This window comes from Archangium sp. Cb G35 (assembly GCF_001896145.1).
Lineage (GTDB): Bacteria > Myxococcota > Myxococcia > Myxococcales > Myxococcaceae > Archangium > Archangium violaceum.
The window spans coordinates 501,384-516,403 of the sequence record NZ_MPOI01000004.1 but is presented as its reverse complement, the minus strand read 5'-3'; the positions used below and the strand labels follow the sequence as shown (position 1 = coordinate 516,403).

Genomic DNA, 15,020 nt, shown 5'->3' with positions numbered 1-15,020 from the left:
GGAGGGATCAGCGGGGGAGCTGGGCCACTGGAATCCCGTAGCGCATGTCCACCCGGGTGACGCCCTGGCTGCCCTGGCTGGCCTTCTTCGAGAGCTTCAGCACGACCCCGAGTACGGTGAACATGAGGTGCTCGACGAACATGGGGGCCATGACCATGCGGTGCACGCGGGTCTGCATGGCCTGGATCTGATCGGCCTCGGGGCGGCGCTCGTCCTGGATCTTCTGGAAGACACGCTCGTCGATGGGCTCACCAGCGCGCAGGGCATCGAGCAGGTGGTTGGCGGCCACGATGCTGTCACGCAGGGCCAGGTTCAACCCCTGGCCACCCGAGGGAGACATTGTGTGCGCGGCGTCTCCGAGGAAGAGGAGCCCGGGGACATGCCAGCGCTCGAGCCGATCGACGACGACGCGGAGGAACTGGGTCTCGGTGTTCTCGTCGAGCTTCGCCTCGATATGGGGCCGCAGCTTCTCGGGCACGGTGGGGAGGAGCTGGCGCCGCAGCTCGGGGAGGTTCTTGCGCAGGCCGCCGAGATCTCCGGGCGCGCTGTAGGCCACCTGCAAGCGGGAGCGCGTGGTGCGGTGGAAGACGGCCACCACGCCCTTGCCGAACATGTGGACGTCGAGGCTCCCGGGTAGCAACTCCGGGGCGTCCGAGAAGTCGAAGCGCAGCCACACCACGTCGGCGGGGACCTGGTTGGACTCGGTCTGGATGCCCACGTCCTTGCGCAGCCCGCTGTTGCGGCCGCTGCAGTCGATGAAGACGTCACCGTCGGCACGGCCCTCGGAGCCCTCGCGGCGCGTCTTCAGGGCCACGACCCGGCCGTTCTCGCGGAGGGTCTGGAGGGCGGTGGTGCCGAAATCCATCTGGTAGTGCGGGAAACGGCCGCACAGCTCGTGGATCAGCCCGAGCAATCCGGCCTGGGAGATGAGCGAGCCCCGCTCCTTGCCGCCCGGAACCATGACCCGCCGGGTCTTTCCCACGAAGAGACGACGCTCGACATCCGGGAACGCGAGCTTCCGCTCCGTGAGCAGCGGGAGGATGCCGAGCTGCTCCAGGGCCCCGAGCACCGAGGGCTGGAGGAACTCGCCGCGGAACTCGCGCTCGAAGTCGGGATGTCTCTCGAGCACGCGTACCGGCACGCCGTTGGTCACCAACTGGTAGGCGAGCAGCAGGCCCGCGGGGCCCGCTCCGACGATCACGACCTGGGGATTCGTTGTCCGCGACATGGAGGCGGGCGGACATAGTGCCGGAGATCAGGGGGCGTCAATCCACATCCGGGCATTGGCTCAGACGCTGACACCTGCGGCTCCCTCTCCCTCTGGGAGAGGGCGGGGGGTGAGGGTCATCACTTTTGGACTGTTCCAGACCGTCGGCTCACCGGAACGCATTCACGACGAAGACACCAGCACTGGAGAACTCGAGGATGGCCGTTCCGGGTTTGGACTCTGGCTTCTTCTGCAACTGACCACGAGCGAGACGAGCCACAGCGCAAATGGGAATCGGCTCTTCGTCGGGCACGTGTGCCTCGTAATACCGGATGACGACCTGCGGGCCACCCGTCCACACCCGGCCATAAAGGCGGGTAACGGGCGGAAGGGGCCCGAGGCTCTTGTGCAGCATGCTTTCCACGGGCCCGTCATACAGGGTGATGGGGCTGGTGTCGGTCTGGTTGGTGTCCAGTTCAACAGTCGAGCCGTCCCCCACATTCAGGTGAAGTACTCGCATGACCTCGAGTGCTTTTTCCGGGCATTCCTGCGGGCCTGGGCTCCCATCTGCGCGAAGGGGCACGCCTCCGGGAGTCGCACAACCGGAGCACACACACAGCAGGACGACGGAGGCAAGAAGCGGCACGTGGGTCAGAGCCATGTGGGCACCCATGTACTAGCGCAACAGTTGTCGATCCAGGAGAACCCAAGCCTCTCGGAGCCCGGTTCCTCGACGGAAGAGCTCTAGAACGAGCCGCTCGGGGCCATTGCTCGAGTCGAAGACGCTCTCGTCCATGACGACGGCAATGGTCCCGCTCATTCCTCTTGGTGCCAGGTACTCCTGGGTGGCACGCAGCGCAAAAGGCTTCTTCTCTCCTCCAGTCTCGGTCACTAGGCGCGCTTCCAACAGACTCCAAGGCTCGGTTGGGCTGTTGTTCTTCACGTCGAAGACGACCGCGACCTTGTTGTCTTTCTTGCTGGCGAGGACGGTTATCCGGAATTCAACGCCGTGGGGGTTCTTGAAGAGGTGAACCAGCGTCGGACGCATCGATGTCATCTTCACCGCCCCCCTGGTCAGGAGTGCGGCGAGGGCGTGATCGATCGAGGTCTCCTCGTTGCGGTAGCGCTCATTCTCTTCCTCGAGAACCCGTTCCCGGGTCTGGTGATGAGCCAGTCGGCTCCGGAGTGCTTCCGGGCTTTCTTCGACAGGGAACACATTCACCTGATGATCGAACCGCGCTTCCTGTGCCGTGACGGTGAAGGGGAGTTCCTTCCCATTCTGGAGCGTTACGACCAGCAGGAACCGATCCTCCGGGTCGAGGTCCTTGAGGGGTGTCACGACGACGAGCTGACCCCCTGCGAGCAAGGGCTCGAAGCGGCCTTCCCAGCCCAGCATCTTCGTCCTGGCTGGGTCGACCGGCTGCGCGAACCGGAGCACGGTTCCCATCTCACCGGCGACGTACACCGGGTGCACCGCCTCCCTTGGATCGTCTGGAAGGTAGAGGCTCCGGGAGACAGGCTCACGTCCCTTGGCCGCGGCCATGGACGCCACGAGGACGAGGAGCAGGGTAGACTGCAGAGGTAGGAAGTTCCGCATACGGCCAGCTAACCTACGAAATCGGGTTGCGGACGTCCAGCGGTGTGCCTCAATTCCACTGCCGCGCGGGAGCGACGAGCTGCTCGCGCAGCATGGCGAGCGGCGTCGCCCAGTGGTCCTCCCACCGGAAGCTGGCGAGCTGCCGGGACTGACCGCCGCGCCGGAACGCGGTCCACAGCCTCCGGGCATATTGGGCCGCATCGAATCCGGGCACTCGCTGGGATGCCTTCCCCGACTGGAGCAGGATGAGGAGAGAGGTGCGCAGGTGGAGGTTGCCCAGGGTGAACGCCTGCAGCTCCATCTCGCCCAGGACATCGGTGCTGTAGCCGGTCACCATGTGGTGCAAGTCATGTGTCTCCCGCAGGCGCGTGGCGACGTACTGGGCGTCGTTCTTCGGCGGGGTGAGGGTGTCGATCGGCGTCAGCCCCTGATCCCGGAAGTAGCGCGCGAACGTGTGGCCGAGTGACCCCACGGGAAGCTTCTCGAGCGCATCCAGGTCCATCGCCGAGGCCTTCAACGAGGGCCTCTCGGCCAGCAGGCGGCGGCCCTCCTCATGGCGGGAGAAGTTCCGGGCGAGCGACGCGCACAGGCCAATCTCCACGCTGTCGTAGAACAGGGCGCCCCAGGCGGGGTCCGTGGGATTGACCTGGAGGGCCTTGAGCGCCTGAAGGCCCACGCGCAAACGGGTGGACAGCGAGGGATTCTCGGGGAGCGTGGGCAGGAAGGAGGGGAGGTCGCGCGCCAGATCGTCTTTTTGTGTCTCGGTCAGCATCATGATGATGCGGATGTGTCATCGCGGAGAGTGGCGCACAACCGACACTCCCTGACGGGGCGCCGCTTAATCGACACGCGCTCGCGAATGTCGAAGAAGTCCGGGGAGGACTACCGGCCTCGAGGGGCCCGGGGCGCGGCGGCCGGTGGGCTCACCAGCAGGGAGGTGAGCGCTCCCAGCCACCGCGCCATGTCCTCGGGTGCATGGGGCGAGCGTCGATCCAACCACCACTCGAGCACGCCCAGGTAGGCCGAGGTCATGAAGCGATTCACGATGGGGAGAGGCACCCCCTCGAGCTGGGGAGGAAGAACGGAGCCCTCCAGGTCGCGGTTCATGAGGTGCTCGAGGATGTTGCGCAACTGGACCTGGTAGGCGCGCATGCCGCTCTGGCCGAGCATGAGGTGGTACAGCTCGGCGTGCTCGGCCGCATGCTGGAACCAGTCCGCCAGGGTTCGATGGAGGCGCTCGGCCGGGTCCCCCAGCGGCTGACTCTTCCGCGAGAGCTCGGAGAGCATGTCCCGCATGATGTGCGTGAGCAGCTCGTCCTTGTCGCGGTAGTGCAGGTAGAAGGTGCTGCGGTTGAGCTGGGCGCGCTCGGTGATGTCCTGCACGTTGATGGCGTCGAAGCCCCGCTCACGAATCAACGTGAGGAGCGCGTCGCGGAGCATGGCGCGGCTGCGGTGGACCCGCGGATCCACGGGGGCGGGCTCCACCGGCTCTCGCGAGCCACGACCGCCTCGCGCCTGTCTCTTCGGGGGCTTGGGCACCGGGCCGGCCTACTCCTCCGCCTGGAAGTCCACGTTGAAGACCATGCGCTGGTCTCCCGGCAGCACGAAGCTCTTCTCCCAGACGTCCTCGTTCTGGGTGACGCGCAGGTGGTGCTCGCCCTCGAACAGCGTCTTCTCGGAGACCGGCGCCGTTCCCAGGCTCTGCCCGTCGAGCATCACCTTCGAGCCCGAAGGCGCGTGCACCAGGATGGAGCCCATGCCCAGGCGGATGCGGAACGTCACCGTATCCGGCGTGGAGCGCACGTCGATCATCCGCGCCGTGTTCAACCCCCGGGCCTCATCCAGGAAGCTGAGCATGTGGCGGCCCGGCGCGAGCGGAACCGTCAGCGGCGAGCGGCCCATGGCCTTGCCATTCACGGACACCGTCACGTCGGGATTCACGATGATCTCCACCGGCGTGGGCGGCACGGTCGGCGCCGCCGGGGCCGCTGCCACGCGCACTCCGGCATCCGGTGGGGACTGGGGCGCGGCCTCGAGCAGCACCGGCGTGTCGAACCGCAGCTCCTCGCCCGCGTCCATTCCCATGTCCTCGGCGCCGGGTGGGGGCTTCCGGACGCTCCAGACGGCGCCTACCGCGCTCAGGAGCAGCACGGCTCCCACCGCGACGGCCATGGGCGCGGACGAGCGGCGCGCACCACGCACGGGCCGGTCCTCGGGCATGGCCGGAGGCGGAGCCGCGACAGCGGGGACCTCGGCCCCGGCCGACGGTGCCGCGCTCGGAGCCGGCTCGCTCGGGGCGGACGCGGCCGGAGCCACGATGGCCGCGGTCCCGGTGATGGGGATCTGCGTGCGAGCGGAGACGGGTTCGGGCGCGATGATTGGCGCGGACCCGGTGATGGGGATCTGCGTGCGGGCGGAGACGGGCTCGGGCGCGACCACGGGCACGGGCCCGCTGAAGCGCGCGGGCGCGACCACGGGCGCGGACCCGGTGATGGGCGCCACCGCGGGCATGGACCCGGTGAGGCGCGCGGGCGCGACCACGGGCGCGGAACCGGTGATGGGCGCGGGCGAGAGGGCGGGCGCGGCCACGGGTGCGATCTCCCCGCGAGCGAGCGCCTCGAGTCCCTTGTCGATCGTCCGCTTCCGGGCGGCCCGCAGCTCGTTGTCGGGAGGGATCAGCTTCGAGATCAGCTCGGCGAAGGCCGTGGACGAGGGCAGCTCGCCCGAGACGGCCACCAGGGCCTCGCGGAAGGCGAGGGCACTCGGGTACCGGTCTCCGGAGCGCTTGGCCGTCGCGCGGCGCACCACCTCGTTGTAGGGCAGGGGAATCTCGGGCGGCAGCGGCGGCAACGGACGGTTGAGGATCGCCTTGTCCGGCTCGATCGAATCCTGGAACGGCTTGCGCCCCGAGAGGCACTCGTACAGCAGCAGCCCCAGGAGGAACACATCCGTCAGCACCGAGGACGCCTCGCGGCCTCCCATGAGCTGCTCGGGGGCGATGTACAGGCGCCGGTTGCGCACGCGGCGTCCATTGCGCTCCCGCGGCGCCACCCCGAGCGCGCCGTACCCCGACACCTTGCACACGCCGTGGAACGAGACCATCACGGTCTCCGGGCGCAGGTCGCCGTGGATCAGCGGCGTCCCATCGTCATTGCCCGCCACGTGCGCGTAGTGCACGCCCATGGCCACGTCCGCGGCCACCAGCGCCGCGAAGGCCGGCGGCAACCGCTGGGTCGCGGCCGCGTCCAACACCTGGCGCAGCGGCTCGCCATCCGCGTACTCCGTCACGCGCGCCAGCCGGCCGTCCAGCGTCGTCAGCCCGTGCACCCGCAGGATGTTGGGATGCTCGAAGACGACGGCGCGCTCCGTCTCCCGCTCCAGCCGCGCCCGCTGCATCGCGTCCTGCACGACTTCGGTTGGAGCCCACACCAAAACCACGGGTCGCGGCGCGACTCCTTCTTCCAGCGCCAACGCCAGGAACGGGCGCGAGCCCTCTCCCGGCATCAAAGGACCCAGTGACTGGTAATGAACCTGGCTCATGGATCCCCGATTTTTACGACTACCCGCCTCCCACCGCCAGCCACAGGGTGTGAGTTCCACCCCATGAGAGAATGGTAGGAAACGAAGAATCCACCAGCCGTGAAATACGAACTTCACTTTCCCTGGAAAACAAAGTAATAATACACCTCTGCTGAATTGATTCGGTGGGGCTGTTTCGACCCTCCCTGTTGGTGGAATCGAGGCGGCCCCGGAGGGGAGTGGGGCATGCGGTGGACCTCCAAGGAGTCCCGGATGCGTTCCGAGGGCCAGAAGGGCTCTGGGGAGGGTCCGTGCAGACCGGTCTTCGTGTTCTCCGGGCAGGGCTCGCAATGGACGGGCATGGGCCGTGCGCTGCTGGAGCGCTCGACGGTGTTCGCGCTGGTGCTGAAGGCCTGTGACGTGCAGGTGCGGCGGCTGATGGGCTGGTCGCTGCTGGAGGCGCTGACGGCGGAGGACGCGCGGCTGGGGGACATCGAGGTGAGCTGTCCGGCGATCGTGTCCATGGAGATCGCCCTGGCGGCGCTGTGGCGCTCGTGGGGGATAGAGCCGGCGGCGGTGGTGGGGCACAGCATCGGCGAGGTGGCGGCGGCGCACGTGGCGGGAGTGCTGTCGCTGGAGGACGCGATGCGGGTCATCTGCCACCAGGGCCGCACGGTGGGGAAGCTGAAGGGGAAGGGGGCCATGGCGGTGGTGGGGTTGCCGTGGGCGCGGGTGGGCGAGGCCCTGCCCGAGTTCGCGGGCCAGGTATGGCGCGTCATCCACGCGAGCCCCGAGTGGACGGTGGTGGCCGCGGAGCCGGAGGTGTTGGACCGGGTGCTGGCGGCGCTGCGCCGGCGCGGGGTGCCGGCGCGCCGGGTGGACTCGGAGGTGGCGGCGCACTGTCCGCAGGTGGATCCGTACCGCGAGGAGCTCCACGGGCTGTTGCGCGACATCTGCCCGCGCTCGGAGCGGCTGCCCATCGTCTCCACGGTGACGGGAGGCACGCTGGCGGGGCCACGGTTCGACGCGGGTTACTGGGTGCGCAATCTCGCCGAGCCGGTGCTGTTCCGCGAGGCGGTGGACACGCTGCTCGACGTGGGACACGAGGCCTTCCTGGAGGTCAGCCCGCATCCGCTGGTGAAGCACTCGCTGGAGTCGTGCCTGGAGGGCTCGGGAGTCGAAGGGCGGCTGTTCGTGTCGATGCGGCGCGGCAAGGAGCCGGCCCAGGAGATGCTGTCGACACTGCGGAGCCTGTCCCGGCCGCCCGAGCCGGAGCGGCAGGCCGAGGCGTCATTATCGGTGGACGGGGAGCCGCTCCTGGCGAACGTGGCTTGAGGCAGGGGAGGCCCCGGGCGGAGCGGGGCCTCCGGGAGCTCTCAGCCGAGGAGCAGGGCGAGCCGGTCCAGGGGACTGAGACTCTTGCGGCGCAGCAGGCTCCAGCGGCGGTGGGGCCGGACGGCCTGGTGGACGGACAGCTTGCCGGGTCCGCCGAGCAGCAGCCCGAGGGCCGCGGCGATGAGGGACAGGTTGAACTCGTAGCCGCCCTTGAGGTTGTCGAAGCCCTTGGAGGCGTGCACCTTCGCGATGGCCACGGCCTGGGTCGCGAGGATGGAGAGGGCGGCCACGCGGGTGCCGATGCCCAGGAGGGAGAGGGCGCCGGCGAGGGTCTCGGTCCACGCCGTGGCGAGCGCCAGGGGCCGCGCGGGCTTGAGGCCGAGGCTGTCGAAGAACTGTGAGGTCTGCTCCAGGCCCTCTGGCTTCAGCTTGGAGAGGCCGTGGTAGAGCATCGTCGAGCCGAGGGTGGCCCGGAGCGGAAGCGCCGAGTGATTCGCCAACTGGCCTTCGAGTGCCATCAGGGTCGTGGTCGCCATTCATCCCCTCCGAATACGGTGTGGTTGCGGCAACCCTTCGCATCCGGTGCGCCCGGGGCAATGAGACCGCGGGCGGGCGGGTGAGCGCCCGGGCGCTGTCTTCCGTGCACCCTACCTCTGATGTCACCTCCTCCTGTATGATGGGAGCGGTCTGGCCGGAGCGCCAGCGGGAGGAGAGCGAACATGGGTCGGGGAAAGCGTCCAGCCACCTATGAGGACATCGAGGCACTGCCGACAGGGTGGGTGGGGGAGATCATCGACGACGAGCTGTGGGCCTTTCCACGGCCGGCGGCGTGGCACGGGCGGGCATCGACGAGGCTCGGCATGCTGCTGAGCGGCTTCGATATCGGGCAGGGCGGTCCGGGGGGCTGGTGGCTCCTGGACGAGCCGGAGCTGCACTTTGGACGGCAGGTGTTGGTGCCGGACCTGGCGGGCTGGCGGCGGGAACGGGCGCCCGGATTGCTGGATCGAGATGAGCCCTTCTTCGAGCTGGCGCCTGACTGGGTCTGCGAGGTGCTCTCGCCGTCCACTGCCGCGTTGGACCGGGGGCGCAAGCTGGACGTCTACCACCAGGAGGGGGTGAGCCACGCGTGGCTGTTGAATCCGCGAGCCCACACCCTGGAGGTGTACCGCCGGGGCAGGAAGGGTTGGCGGCTCGCCGCCCGTCACGGGGGCGAGGAAGTCGTCCGCGCCGAGCCCTTCGACGCCGAGCCGCTCGAGCTGGGGCTGCTCTGGGTGACGAAGTCCACCCCAGCTCCGGGTCCCTGACGCCCGCTCATCGACTCGAGCGCTTCTTGCGTGGCGGCCGGGCCCCCTTCTCGAGTTCACGGTCAATCATCCGCTCGAGGCGAGAAGTGGCCGCAGCTGAGAGGAAGGAGGGGAGGGTCTTGGGGAATCCGAGATCCTGGTCCCCAACCCAGCTCAAGGCCTGTCCCTTTTCTCGTAGCAACTCGCCAGAGGCGCGTATCGCGAGCTGCAAGGCCTGGAGTGAGTCAATGCCCCAGACCTTGAACGCCAGGACCTCGTCGAGACCGGACACCTCGAAGGTGCACCAATGGTCCCCGGTCTTTGAATCGCGTCGGGGCTTTCTGATCCGTACGCGCACCGCGCGTTGCCGTCCATCAAGCTCGAAGACCCTTTCGGCGATGATGGGTCCGGAAGCCCGGCTGCTACGTTCAAGTCGATCCGCGAAGGACTCGCTGGCCATGCAGTCCACGTCTAGAAGAAGTTGTTGCAGAAGCCGTTTCGCCGCTGCTCACTTTCAAGTCCGACCGCGAAGCACCTCTTGCGGATGCTGTCGTCCTTGATGTCTCTACAGAATGCCGTCCATACCACGCTGCCGGCAGCGGCCGAATCCAGGCAGCGGTTCTTGTTCACGGGCCTGTCGGGTGGTTGCTTGGGCTCGCGTTTCTCAGGCCTCTTGCCGGGTTTACGAGGCCCACCAGGCCCAGCGACCTCATGGATGGTGCCCGTGCTCCATGGAATCGGAGCCTTCTCGACCGGACGGCATGCCACGAGCAGCAAGCACATCACTACCTGACGCATGAAGCTCCAGGCCAGCATGTGCCTGGAGACTCACGTACTGGTGGAGTCTCCAGGCGGATGGGGCGGCGACGGTACACCTACCCCGGGGTGAACCACACCACGGACAGCGGGGGCAGTGTCAGCGTAGCCGAGGCCTCCTGACCGTCCCATCCGAACTGCTCGGTGTGGATGCGGCCCATGTTGCCGATGCCAGAGCCGCCGTAGTCGCGGGCGTCCGTGTTCATCAACTCCACGTAGCTGCCGTGCCGGGGGAATCCGACGCGGTAGCTCTCGCGGGGCACGGGCGACAGGTTGGCGATGCACACCACGTGGCCTCCCGGCTGGCGCGAGCGCCGCACGAAGGCGAACACGTTGGCCGCCGCCGCGTCCGGCTGCAGCCACTGGAAGCCGAACGGCTCGCTGTCCGCGTCGTACAGCGCCGGGTGGCTCCGGTAGAGCTTGTTCAGATCCTTCATCATCGACTGGATGCCCGCATGGCCCGGCTCCCCGAGCAGGTGCCAGTCCAGGCTCCGGTCATTGTTCCACTCGGCGGGCTGGCCGAACTCGCCACCCATGAAAAGCAGCTTCTTGCCCGGATGCGCCCACATCCACGCCAGCAGCGCCCGGAGGTTGGCGCGCTTCTGCCAGTCGTCCCCCGGCATCTTCCCGAACAGCGAGCCCTTGCCGTGCACCACCTCGTCATGGCTCAGCGGCAGCGTGAAGTGCTCGCTGAAGGCGTACAGCAGGCCGAAGGTGAGCTGGTTGTGGTGGTGCTGACGGTAGATGGGATCCTTCGAGTAGTACGTCAGCGTGTCGTGCATCCAGCCCATGTTCCACTTGAAGTGGAAGCCGAGTCCGCCCTCTTGCGTGGGCTGGCTCACCTTGGGCCACGCGGTGGACTCCTCGGCGATCATCACCGCGCCGGGGAACTTGCGGCGCACGGTGTCGTTGAGCTCGCGCAGGAAGGAGATGGCCTCCTCGTTCTCGCGGCCGCCCCAGCGGTTGGGCACCCACTCGCCATGCTTGCGGCTGTAGTCGAGGTACAGCATGGAGGCCACCGCGTCCACGCGCAGGCCGTCGATGTGGTACTCCTCGAGCCAGAAAAGCGCGTTGGCGATGAGGAAGTTGCGCACCTCGTTGCGGCCGAAGTTGAAGACGTAGGTGCCCCAGTCCGGCTGCGAGCCCTGGCGTGGATCCGCGTGCTCGTAAAGTGCCGTGCCGTCGAACTGGCCCAGCGCGTGCGCGTCCCGGGGGAAGTGGCCGGGCACCCAGTCCAACAGCACGCCAATGCCTTGCTCGTGCAGGTAGTTGACGAGGTAGCGGAAGTCATCCGGGTGGCCGAAGCGCGCGGTGGGCGCGTAGTAGTTGCCCACCTGGTAGCCCCAGGAGCCGCCGAAGGGATGCTCCGACACGGGCATCAGCTCCACGTGGGTGAAGCCCATCTGCTTCACGTAGTCGGCGAGCGCGGTGGCCATCTCCCGGTAGGTGAGCGAGCGATCCCCGTCCTCCATCACGCGCCGCCACGAGGCGAGGTGCACCTCGTAGACACTCCACGGCGCGTGGTCCACGTTCATTCCGCGGCGCGCCGCCATCCACTGCTCGTCCGTCCACTGGAAGTGGTTCAGGTCGTGCACCACCGAGGCCGTGGCCGGAGGCACCTCGGTGCGGAAGGCGTACGGGTCCGACTTCAGCAGACGGCCGCCGTGGCCCGGGCGGATCTCGAACTTGTAGCGCGTGCCCTCGCCCACCTCGGGGATGAAGAGCTCCCAGATGCCCGAGGAGCCCATGCGCCGCATGGCGTGCAGCCGGCCATCCCAGCTGTTGAAGTCACCCACCACGGACACGCCGGCGGCCGTGGGCGCCCACACCGCGAAGGCCACGCCATTGATGCCGTTGTGGTGCACGGGGTGCGCCCCCATGCGCTTCCACACCTCCTCGTGCCGGCCCTCGCCCGCCAGGTGCAGGTCGATGTCTCCCAGCGTGGGCAGGAAGCTGTAGGGATCCCTCAACGTGAACGACTTGTTGCCGGGGTACTCCACCTCGATGAGGTAGTTGAAGGTGTTGCTCTTCCCGTTGAGCCGGGCCTCGTAGACACCTCCGAGCCGGTGCGTCATGGGAATCCGCCCGCCGAACTCGGGCAGCAAGTGGATGGCCACGGCGTCGGGGCGGAAGGCCCGGATCACCATCGCGTCCCCATCCGGGTGGATGCCCAGCACGCGGTGCGGCTCGGGGTGCCTCAGCTCCACGACCTGCTGCAGCTCCGCATCCACCTGCTGCCGATCCATCGGCTTCTTCACTTGCGAACCTCCATCCTCATGAGTGCCTGGACGGGGATGCGCACCCAGTCCGGCCGGTTCTGCAACTCGTAGCGCACTTCGTAGAGCATCTTCTCCAGCTCGAAGGCGTCAAGCATCGAATTGAAGGACGCATCGTCCTTGGGCAGGAAGGCCGCCCCGCGCGTGGTGGAGCGGTAGCCCTCGAGAAAGGCCTTGCGTGCCGGGCCCACGCGATCTCCCGCGGCCTGGCCCTCCAGCCCCACCGTGGCCTCCGCGTAGTCGAAGGAGCGCAACATTCCCGCGACGTCCCGCAGGGCTGAATACTTCTCGCGCCGCTGGGCGAAGCTGCGTCCCGGCTCTCCCTCGAAGTCGAAGAGGAGCCAGTCGCCGTCGGTGCGCAGCACCTGCCCGAGGTGCAGGTCCCCATGGATGCGGATCTTCTGCCCCGAAGGAGGCACGTGCGCGAGCTGGGTGGCGTGGCCGATGAGGCCCTCGCGGCGATTCTCCAGCTCGGGGAACTGGCGGGAGGCCTCGCTGAGGGTGACACCCATCTCCCCCACGATGGAGGCGCTCCAGCGCTGCAGGTCCTCGGCGTGGATGGGCTCCGGGGAGAAGGCGGGATCGCCGGGGTTGGAGGCGAGTGCATGGTGCAGCTCGCCCAGCCGCTGGCCCAGCGCGCGCAGCTCGCCGATGAAGGCGTCCGTCAGCCGGGGTCCGGCGCGGAAGTGCTTCAGCGTGTAGAGCCAGCCGTCGGTGACGTTGGGGATGTAGCGGTGGACGACGGCGAGGGTGGCGCCCGCGGGACCCTCGGACTGGAGCGCGCCCAGCAGGGTGGGCGTGGCCCGGAAGGACGTCTTCGTGGCGAGGAAGCGGCCCACCTCGTACTCGGGGTTGATGCCGGCCTCCAGCTTGCGGATGACCTTGAAGATGACCTTCTCGGCGACCACCACCGAGGTGTTGCTCTGCTCCACCTGGAGCCGGCGCACGGGCAGGGGCGAGGGCAGGGCCATCAACCCCTCGGGGGTGTCCAGCCACTCGCCGCACAGCTTGCCCGAGGCGCTGGGGAGGACGCGTTTCTCGCGGATGAGGTTGAAGAGGCCGCGCAGCACCTCCACGTCGTCCAGCGCGTCCTGGACGCCGTCGCCCTTGCTCTCCACGGGGAGCAGGTAGCGGTCCGGGTGGCCCAGCTCGTAGGTGACCTCCACCACGGCGAGGGTGAAGTCACGGCCGTTGGGCAGCTCCACGCGGGCATGGTCCACCACGGACACGGCCTTGATGGGCCAGGCCTTGCCGGCGAACCAGCGCTGGTTGCGGAGGTAATCCGGCAGTTTGGTCAGGTCGATGGGGGCGGTCACGGCATTCCTCTCCCTGGCGCGAGCTTCTCGAGGCGGAACCACAGGAACATGTAGGGGCCGAGCGTGAGCTGGTACGGCATGCCGGAGATGCGCGGGAAGGGCGTCTCTCCGATGAGCTCCACGGGCACCTGGCCTTCCCACTCGCGCATGTCGAGCACCGCCGGCTGGGCGAAGCGGGAGAGGTTGCAGATGATGAGGATCGTCTGTCCCTCGAACTCGCGGGTGAAGGCGATCACCTTGCGGTTGTCGGGGTTGACCCAGCGCAGCTTGCCCATGGCGAAGGCGGGGTAGCGCTGGCGCACGCGCAGCAGCCGCTTCACCCAGTTGAGCATGGACGAGCGGGTGCGCTCCTGGGCCTCCACGCTGATGGACTGATAGCCGTAGACGGGGTCCGCGATGACGGGGGCGTACAGGCGCGCGTAGTCCGCCCGCGAGAAGCCCGCGTTGCGATCGCTCGTCCACTGCATGGGGGTGCGCACGCCGTTGCGATCGCCCAGGTAGATGTTGTCCCCCATGCCGATCTCATCCCCGTAGTACATGACGGGGGTGCCGGGCAGGGTGAAGAGCAGGGCGTGCATCAGCTCGATGCGCCGCCGGCCGTTGTCCATGAGCGGGGCGAGCCGGCGCCGGATGCCGAGGTTGATGCGCATGCGCGGATCCGTGGCGTACTCCCGGTACATGTAGTCCCGGTCCTCGTCCGTCACCATCTCGAGCGTCAGCTCGTCGTGGTTGCGCAGGAAGATGGCCCACTGGCAGTTGTCGGGGATGTCCGGCGTCTGCTGGAGGATTTCCACGATGGGCGTGCGGTCCTCGCGGCGCACCGCCATGAAGAGGCGGGGCATCACGGGGAAGTGGAAGCCCATGTGGAACTCGTCGCCGTCACCGAAGTAGACGCGCACGTCGGCGGGCCACTGGTTGGCCTCGGCCAGCAGCATCTTGTCCCCGCCGTACTCCGCATCGAGCGTCTTGCGCAGCTTCTTGAGGAAGGCGTGCGTTTCCGGGAGGTTCTCGCAGTTGGTGCCCTCGCGCTCGAAGAGGTAGGGCACGGCGTCGCAGCGGAAGCCGTCCACGCCCATGTTCAGCCAGAAGCGCATGACGTCCAGCATGGCTTCCTGGACCTCGGGGTTGTCGTAGTTGAGGTCCGGCTGGTGGCTGAAGAAGCGGTGCCAGAAGTACTGCTTGGCCACCGGATCCCACGTCCAGTTGGAGCGCTCGGTGTCGGTGAAGATGATGCGCGTGCCCCGGTACTTCTCGTCCGTGTCGCTCCAGACGTAGAAGTCGCGCTTGGGGCTCTTGGGATCCCTGCGCGACTCCTGGAACCAGGCGTGCTGATCGCTCGTGTGGTTGACGACGAGCTCGCTGATGATGCGGATGTCGCGCTTGTGGGCCTCGTCCACCAGGCGCTGGAAGTCCGCGAGCGTGCCGTAGTCCGGGTGCACCGCGTAGAAGTCCGCGATGTCGTAGCCGTCGTCCTTCAGGGGCGAGGGGTAGTGGGGCAGGATCCACAGGCAGGTGACGCCCAGGTCCTGCAGGTACGGGAGTTTCTCGATGAGGCCTGGGATGTCCCCGTGCCCATCCGCGTTCGAGTCATAGAACGCGCGGATGTGCAGTTCGTAGATGACTGCCTTCTTGTACCAGAGCGGATCCGTCCGGGTCATAAGCTCGCTGGGG

Annotated in this window: 13 protein-coding genes; 2 read left to right on the top strand and 11 right to left on the bottom strand. The window is 67.8% G+C overall.

Going from position 1 to position 15,020, the window contains the following annotated elements:
* Positions 1–7: 7 nt before the first annotated feature.
* The 6 genes from BO221_RS15570 to BO221_RS15545 all read right to left on the bottom strand — a co-directional run bounded on the left by BO221_RS15570 (position 8) and on the right by BO221_RS15545 (position 6,344).
* Positions 8–1,201 carry an FAD-dependent monooxygenase gene (locus tag BO221_RS15570; RefSeq protein WP_233166023.1) on the bottom strand — a complete coding sequence of 398 codons (1,194 nt, stop codon included), beginning with the start codon at positions 1,199–1,201 and terminating at the stop codon, positions 8–10.
* A 175-nt stretch (positions 1,202–1,376) separates the two neighbouring features.
* On the bottom strand, positions 1,377–1,727 hold the full coding sequence (locus BO221_RS15565; RefSeq protein WP_369864944.1) for a hypothetical protein: 351 nt from the start codon (positions 1,725–1,727) through the stop codon (positions 1,377–1,379).
* Between the two features lie 156 nt (positions 1,728–1,883).
* Positions 1,884–2,750, bottom strand: coding sequence for a DUF2381 family protein (locus BO221_RS15560; protein ID WP_158079850.1), 867 nt, complete (start codon positions 2,748–2,750; stop codon positions 1,884–1,886).
* A 103-nt stretch (positions 2,751–2,853) separates the two neighbouring features.
* Positions 2,854–3,579 carry a ubiquinone biosynthesis protein COQ4 gene (locus BO221_RS15555; protein ID WP_233166021.1) on the bottom strand — a complete coding sequence of 242 codons (726 nt, stop codon included), beginning with the start codon at positions 3,577–3,579 and terminating at the stop codon, positions 2,854–2,856.
* A 107-nt stretch (positions 3,580–3,686) separates the two neighbouring features.
* Positions 3,687–4,343: a TetR/AcrR family transcriptional regulator gene (locus BO221_RS15550; protein ID WP_143195463.1), complete on the bottom strand. Its 657-nt coding sequence runs from the start codon at positions 4,341–4,343 to the stop codon at positions 3,687–3,689.
* A 9-nt stretch (positions 4,344–4,352) separates the two neighbouring features.
* Positions 4,353–6,344: a protein kinase gene (locus tag BO221_RS15545; protein WP_073561216.1), complete on the bottom strand. Its 1,992-nt coding sequence runs from the start codon at positions 6,342–6,344 to the stop codon at positions 4,353–4,355.
* A 225-nt stretch (positions 6,345–6,569) separates the two neighbouring features.
* Here BO221_RS15545 and BO221_RS15540 point away from each other — a divergent pair, with 225 nt between their 5' ends.
* Complete coding sequence (locus BO221_RS15540) at positions 6,570–7,658, top strand: acyltransferase domain-containing protein (RefSeq protein WP_073561215.1); 1,089 nt, start codon at positions 6,570–6,572, stop codon at positions 7,656–7,658.
* 41 nt (positions 7,659–7,699) lie between these two features.
* Here the strand turns inward: BO221_RS15540 and BO221_RS15535 are convergent, their stop codons facing one another.
* Entirely contained in the window at positions 7,700–8,194 is a 495-nt protein-coding gene (locus BO221_RS15535) for a DoxX family protein (RefSeq protein WP_073561214.1), read from the bottom strand.
* Between the two features lie 183 nt (positions 8,195–8,377).
* Here BO221_RS15535 and BO221_RS15530 point away from each other — a divergent pair, with 183 nt between their 5' ends.
* Positions 8,378–8,962: a Uma2 family endonuclease gene (locus tag BO221_RS15530; RefSeq protein WP_073561213.1), complete on the top strand. Its 585-nt coding sequence runs from the start codon at positions 8,378–8,380 to the stop codon at positions 8,960–8,962.
* Positions 8,963–8,969: 7 nt separating this feature from the next.
* Here BO221_RS15530 and BO221_RS55465 read toward each other — a convergent pair whose 3' ends face one another.
* From BO221_RS55465 to treS, 4 genes are all read right to left on the bottom strand, one after another.
* Positions 8,970–9,401, bottom strand: coding sequence for a hypothetical protein (locus tag BO221_RS55465; RefSeq protein ID WP_198956124.1), 432 nt, complete (start codon positions 9,399–9,401; stop codon positions 8,970–8,972).
* Between the two features lie 415 nt (positions 9,402–9,816).
* On the bottom strand, positions 9,817–12,015 hold the full coding sequence (glgB, locus tag BO221_RS15515) for a 1,4-alpha-glucan branching protein GlgB (protein WP_073561211.1): 2,199 nt from the start codon (positions 12,013–12,015) through the stop codon (positions 9,817–9,819).
* On the bottom strand, positions 12,012–13,349 hold the full coding sequence (locus tag BO221_RS15510; RefSeq protein WP_073561210.1) for a phosphotransferase: 1,338 nt from the start codon (positions 13,347–13,349) through the stop codon (positions 12,012–12,014). The genes glgB and BO221_RS15510 overlap by 4 nt, the downstream gene beginning before the upstream one ends.
* Positions 13,346–15,007 (bottom strand): maltose alpha-D-glucosyltransferase, encoded by a 1,662-nt coding sequence (treS, locus tag BO221_RS15505; protein ID WP_073561209.1) that lies wholly within the window; start codon positions 15,005–15,007, stop codon positions 13,346–13,348. The genes BO221_RS15510 and treS overlap by 4 nt, the downstream gene beginning before the upstream one ends.
* Between the last annotated feature and the right edge of the window lie 13 nt (positions 15,008–15,020).

What these genes read in the sequence shown, in the direction of transcription:
- BO221_RS15565 (WP_369864944.1), bottom strand. Translation starts at nt 1,727, where the DNA reads ATGCGAGTACTTCACCTGAATGTGGGGGACGGCTCGACTGTTGAACTG.
- BO221_RS15560 (WP_158079850.1), bottom strand. Translation starts at nt 2,750, where the DNA reads ATGGCCGCGGCCAAGGGACGTGAGCCTGTCTCCCGGAGCCTCTACCTT.
- BO221_RS15555 (WP_233166021.1), bottom strand. Translation starts at nt 3,579, where the DNA reads ATGATGCTGACCGAGACACAAAAAGACGATCTGGCGCGCGACCTCCCC.
- BO221_RS15545 (WP_073561216.1), bottom strand. Translation starts at nt 6,344, where the DNA reads ATGAGCCAGGTTCATTACCAGTCACTGGGTCCTTTGATGCCGGGAGAG.
- BO221_RS15540 (WP_073561215.1), top strand. Translation starts at nt 6,570, where the DNA reads ATGCGGTGGACCTCCAAGGAGTCCCGGATGCGTTCCGAGGGCCAGAAG.
- BO221_RS15535 (WP_073561214.1), bottom strand. Translation starts at nt 8,194, where the DNA reads ATGGCGACCACGACCCTGATGGCACTCGAAGGCCAGTTGGCGAATCAC.
- BO221_RS15530 (WP_073561213.1), top strand. Translation starts at nt 8,378, where the DNA reads ATGGGTCGGGGAAAGCGTCCAGCCACCTATGAGGACATCGAGGCACTG.
- BO221_RS55465 (WP_198956124.1), bottom strand. Translation starts at nt 9,401, where the DNA reads ATGGCCAGCGAGTCCTTCGCGGATCGACTTGAACGTAGCAGCCGGGCT.
- treS (WP_073561209.1), bottom strand. Translation starts at nt 15,007, where the DNA reads ATGACCCGGACGGATCCGCTCTGGTACAAGAAGGCAGTCATCTACGAA.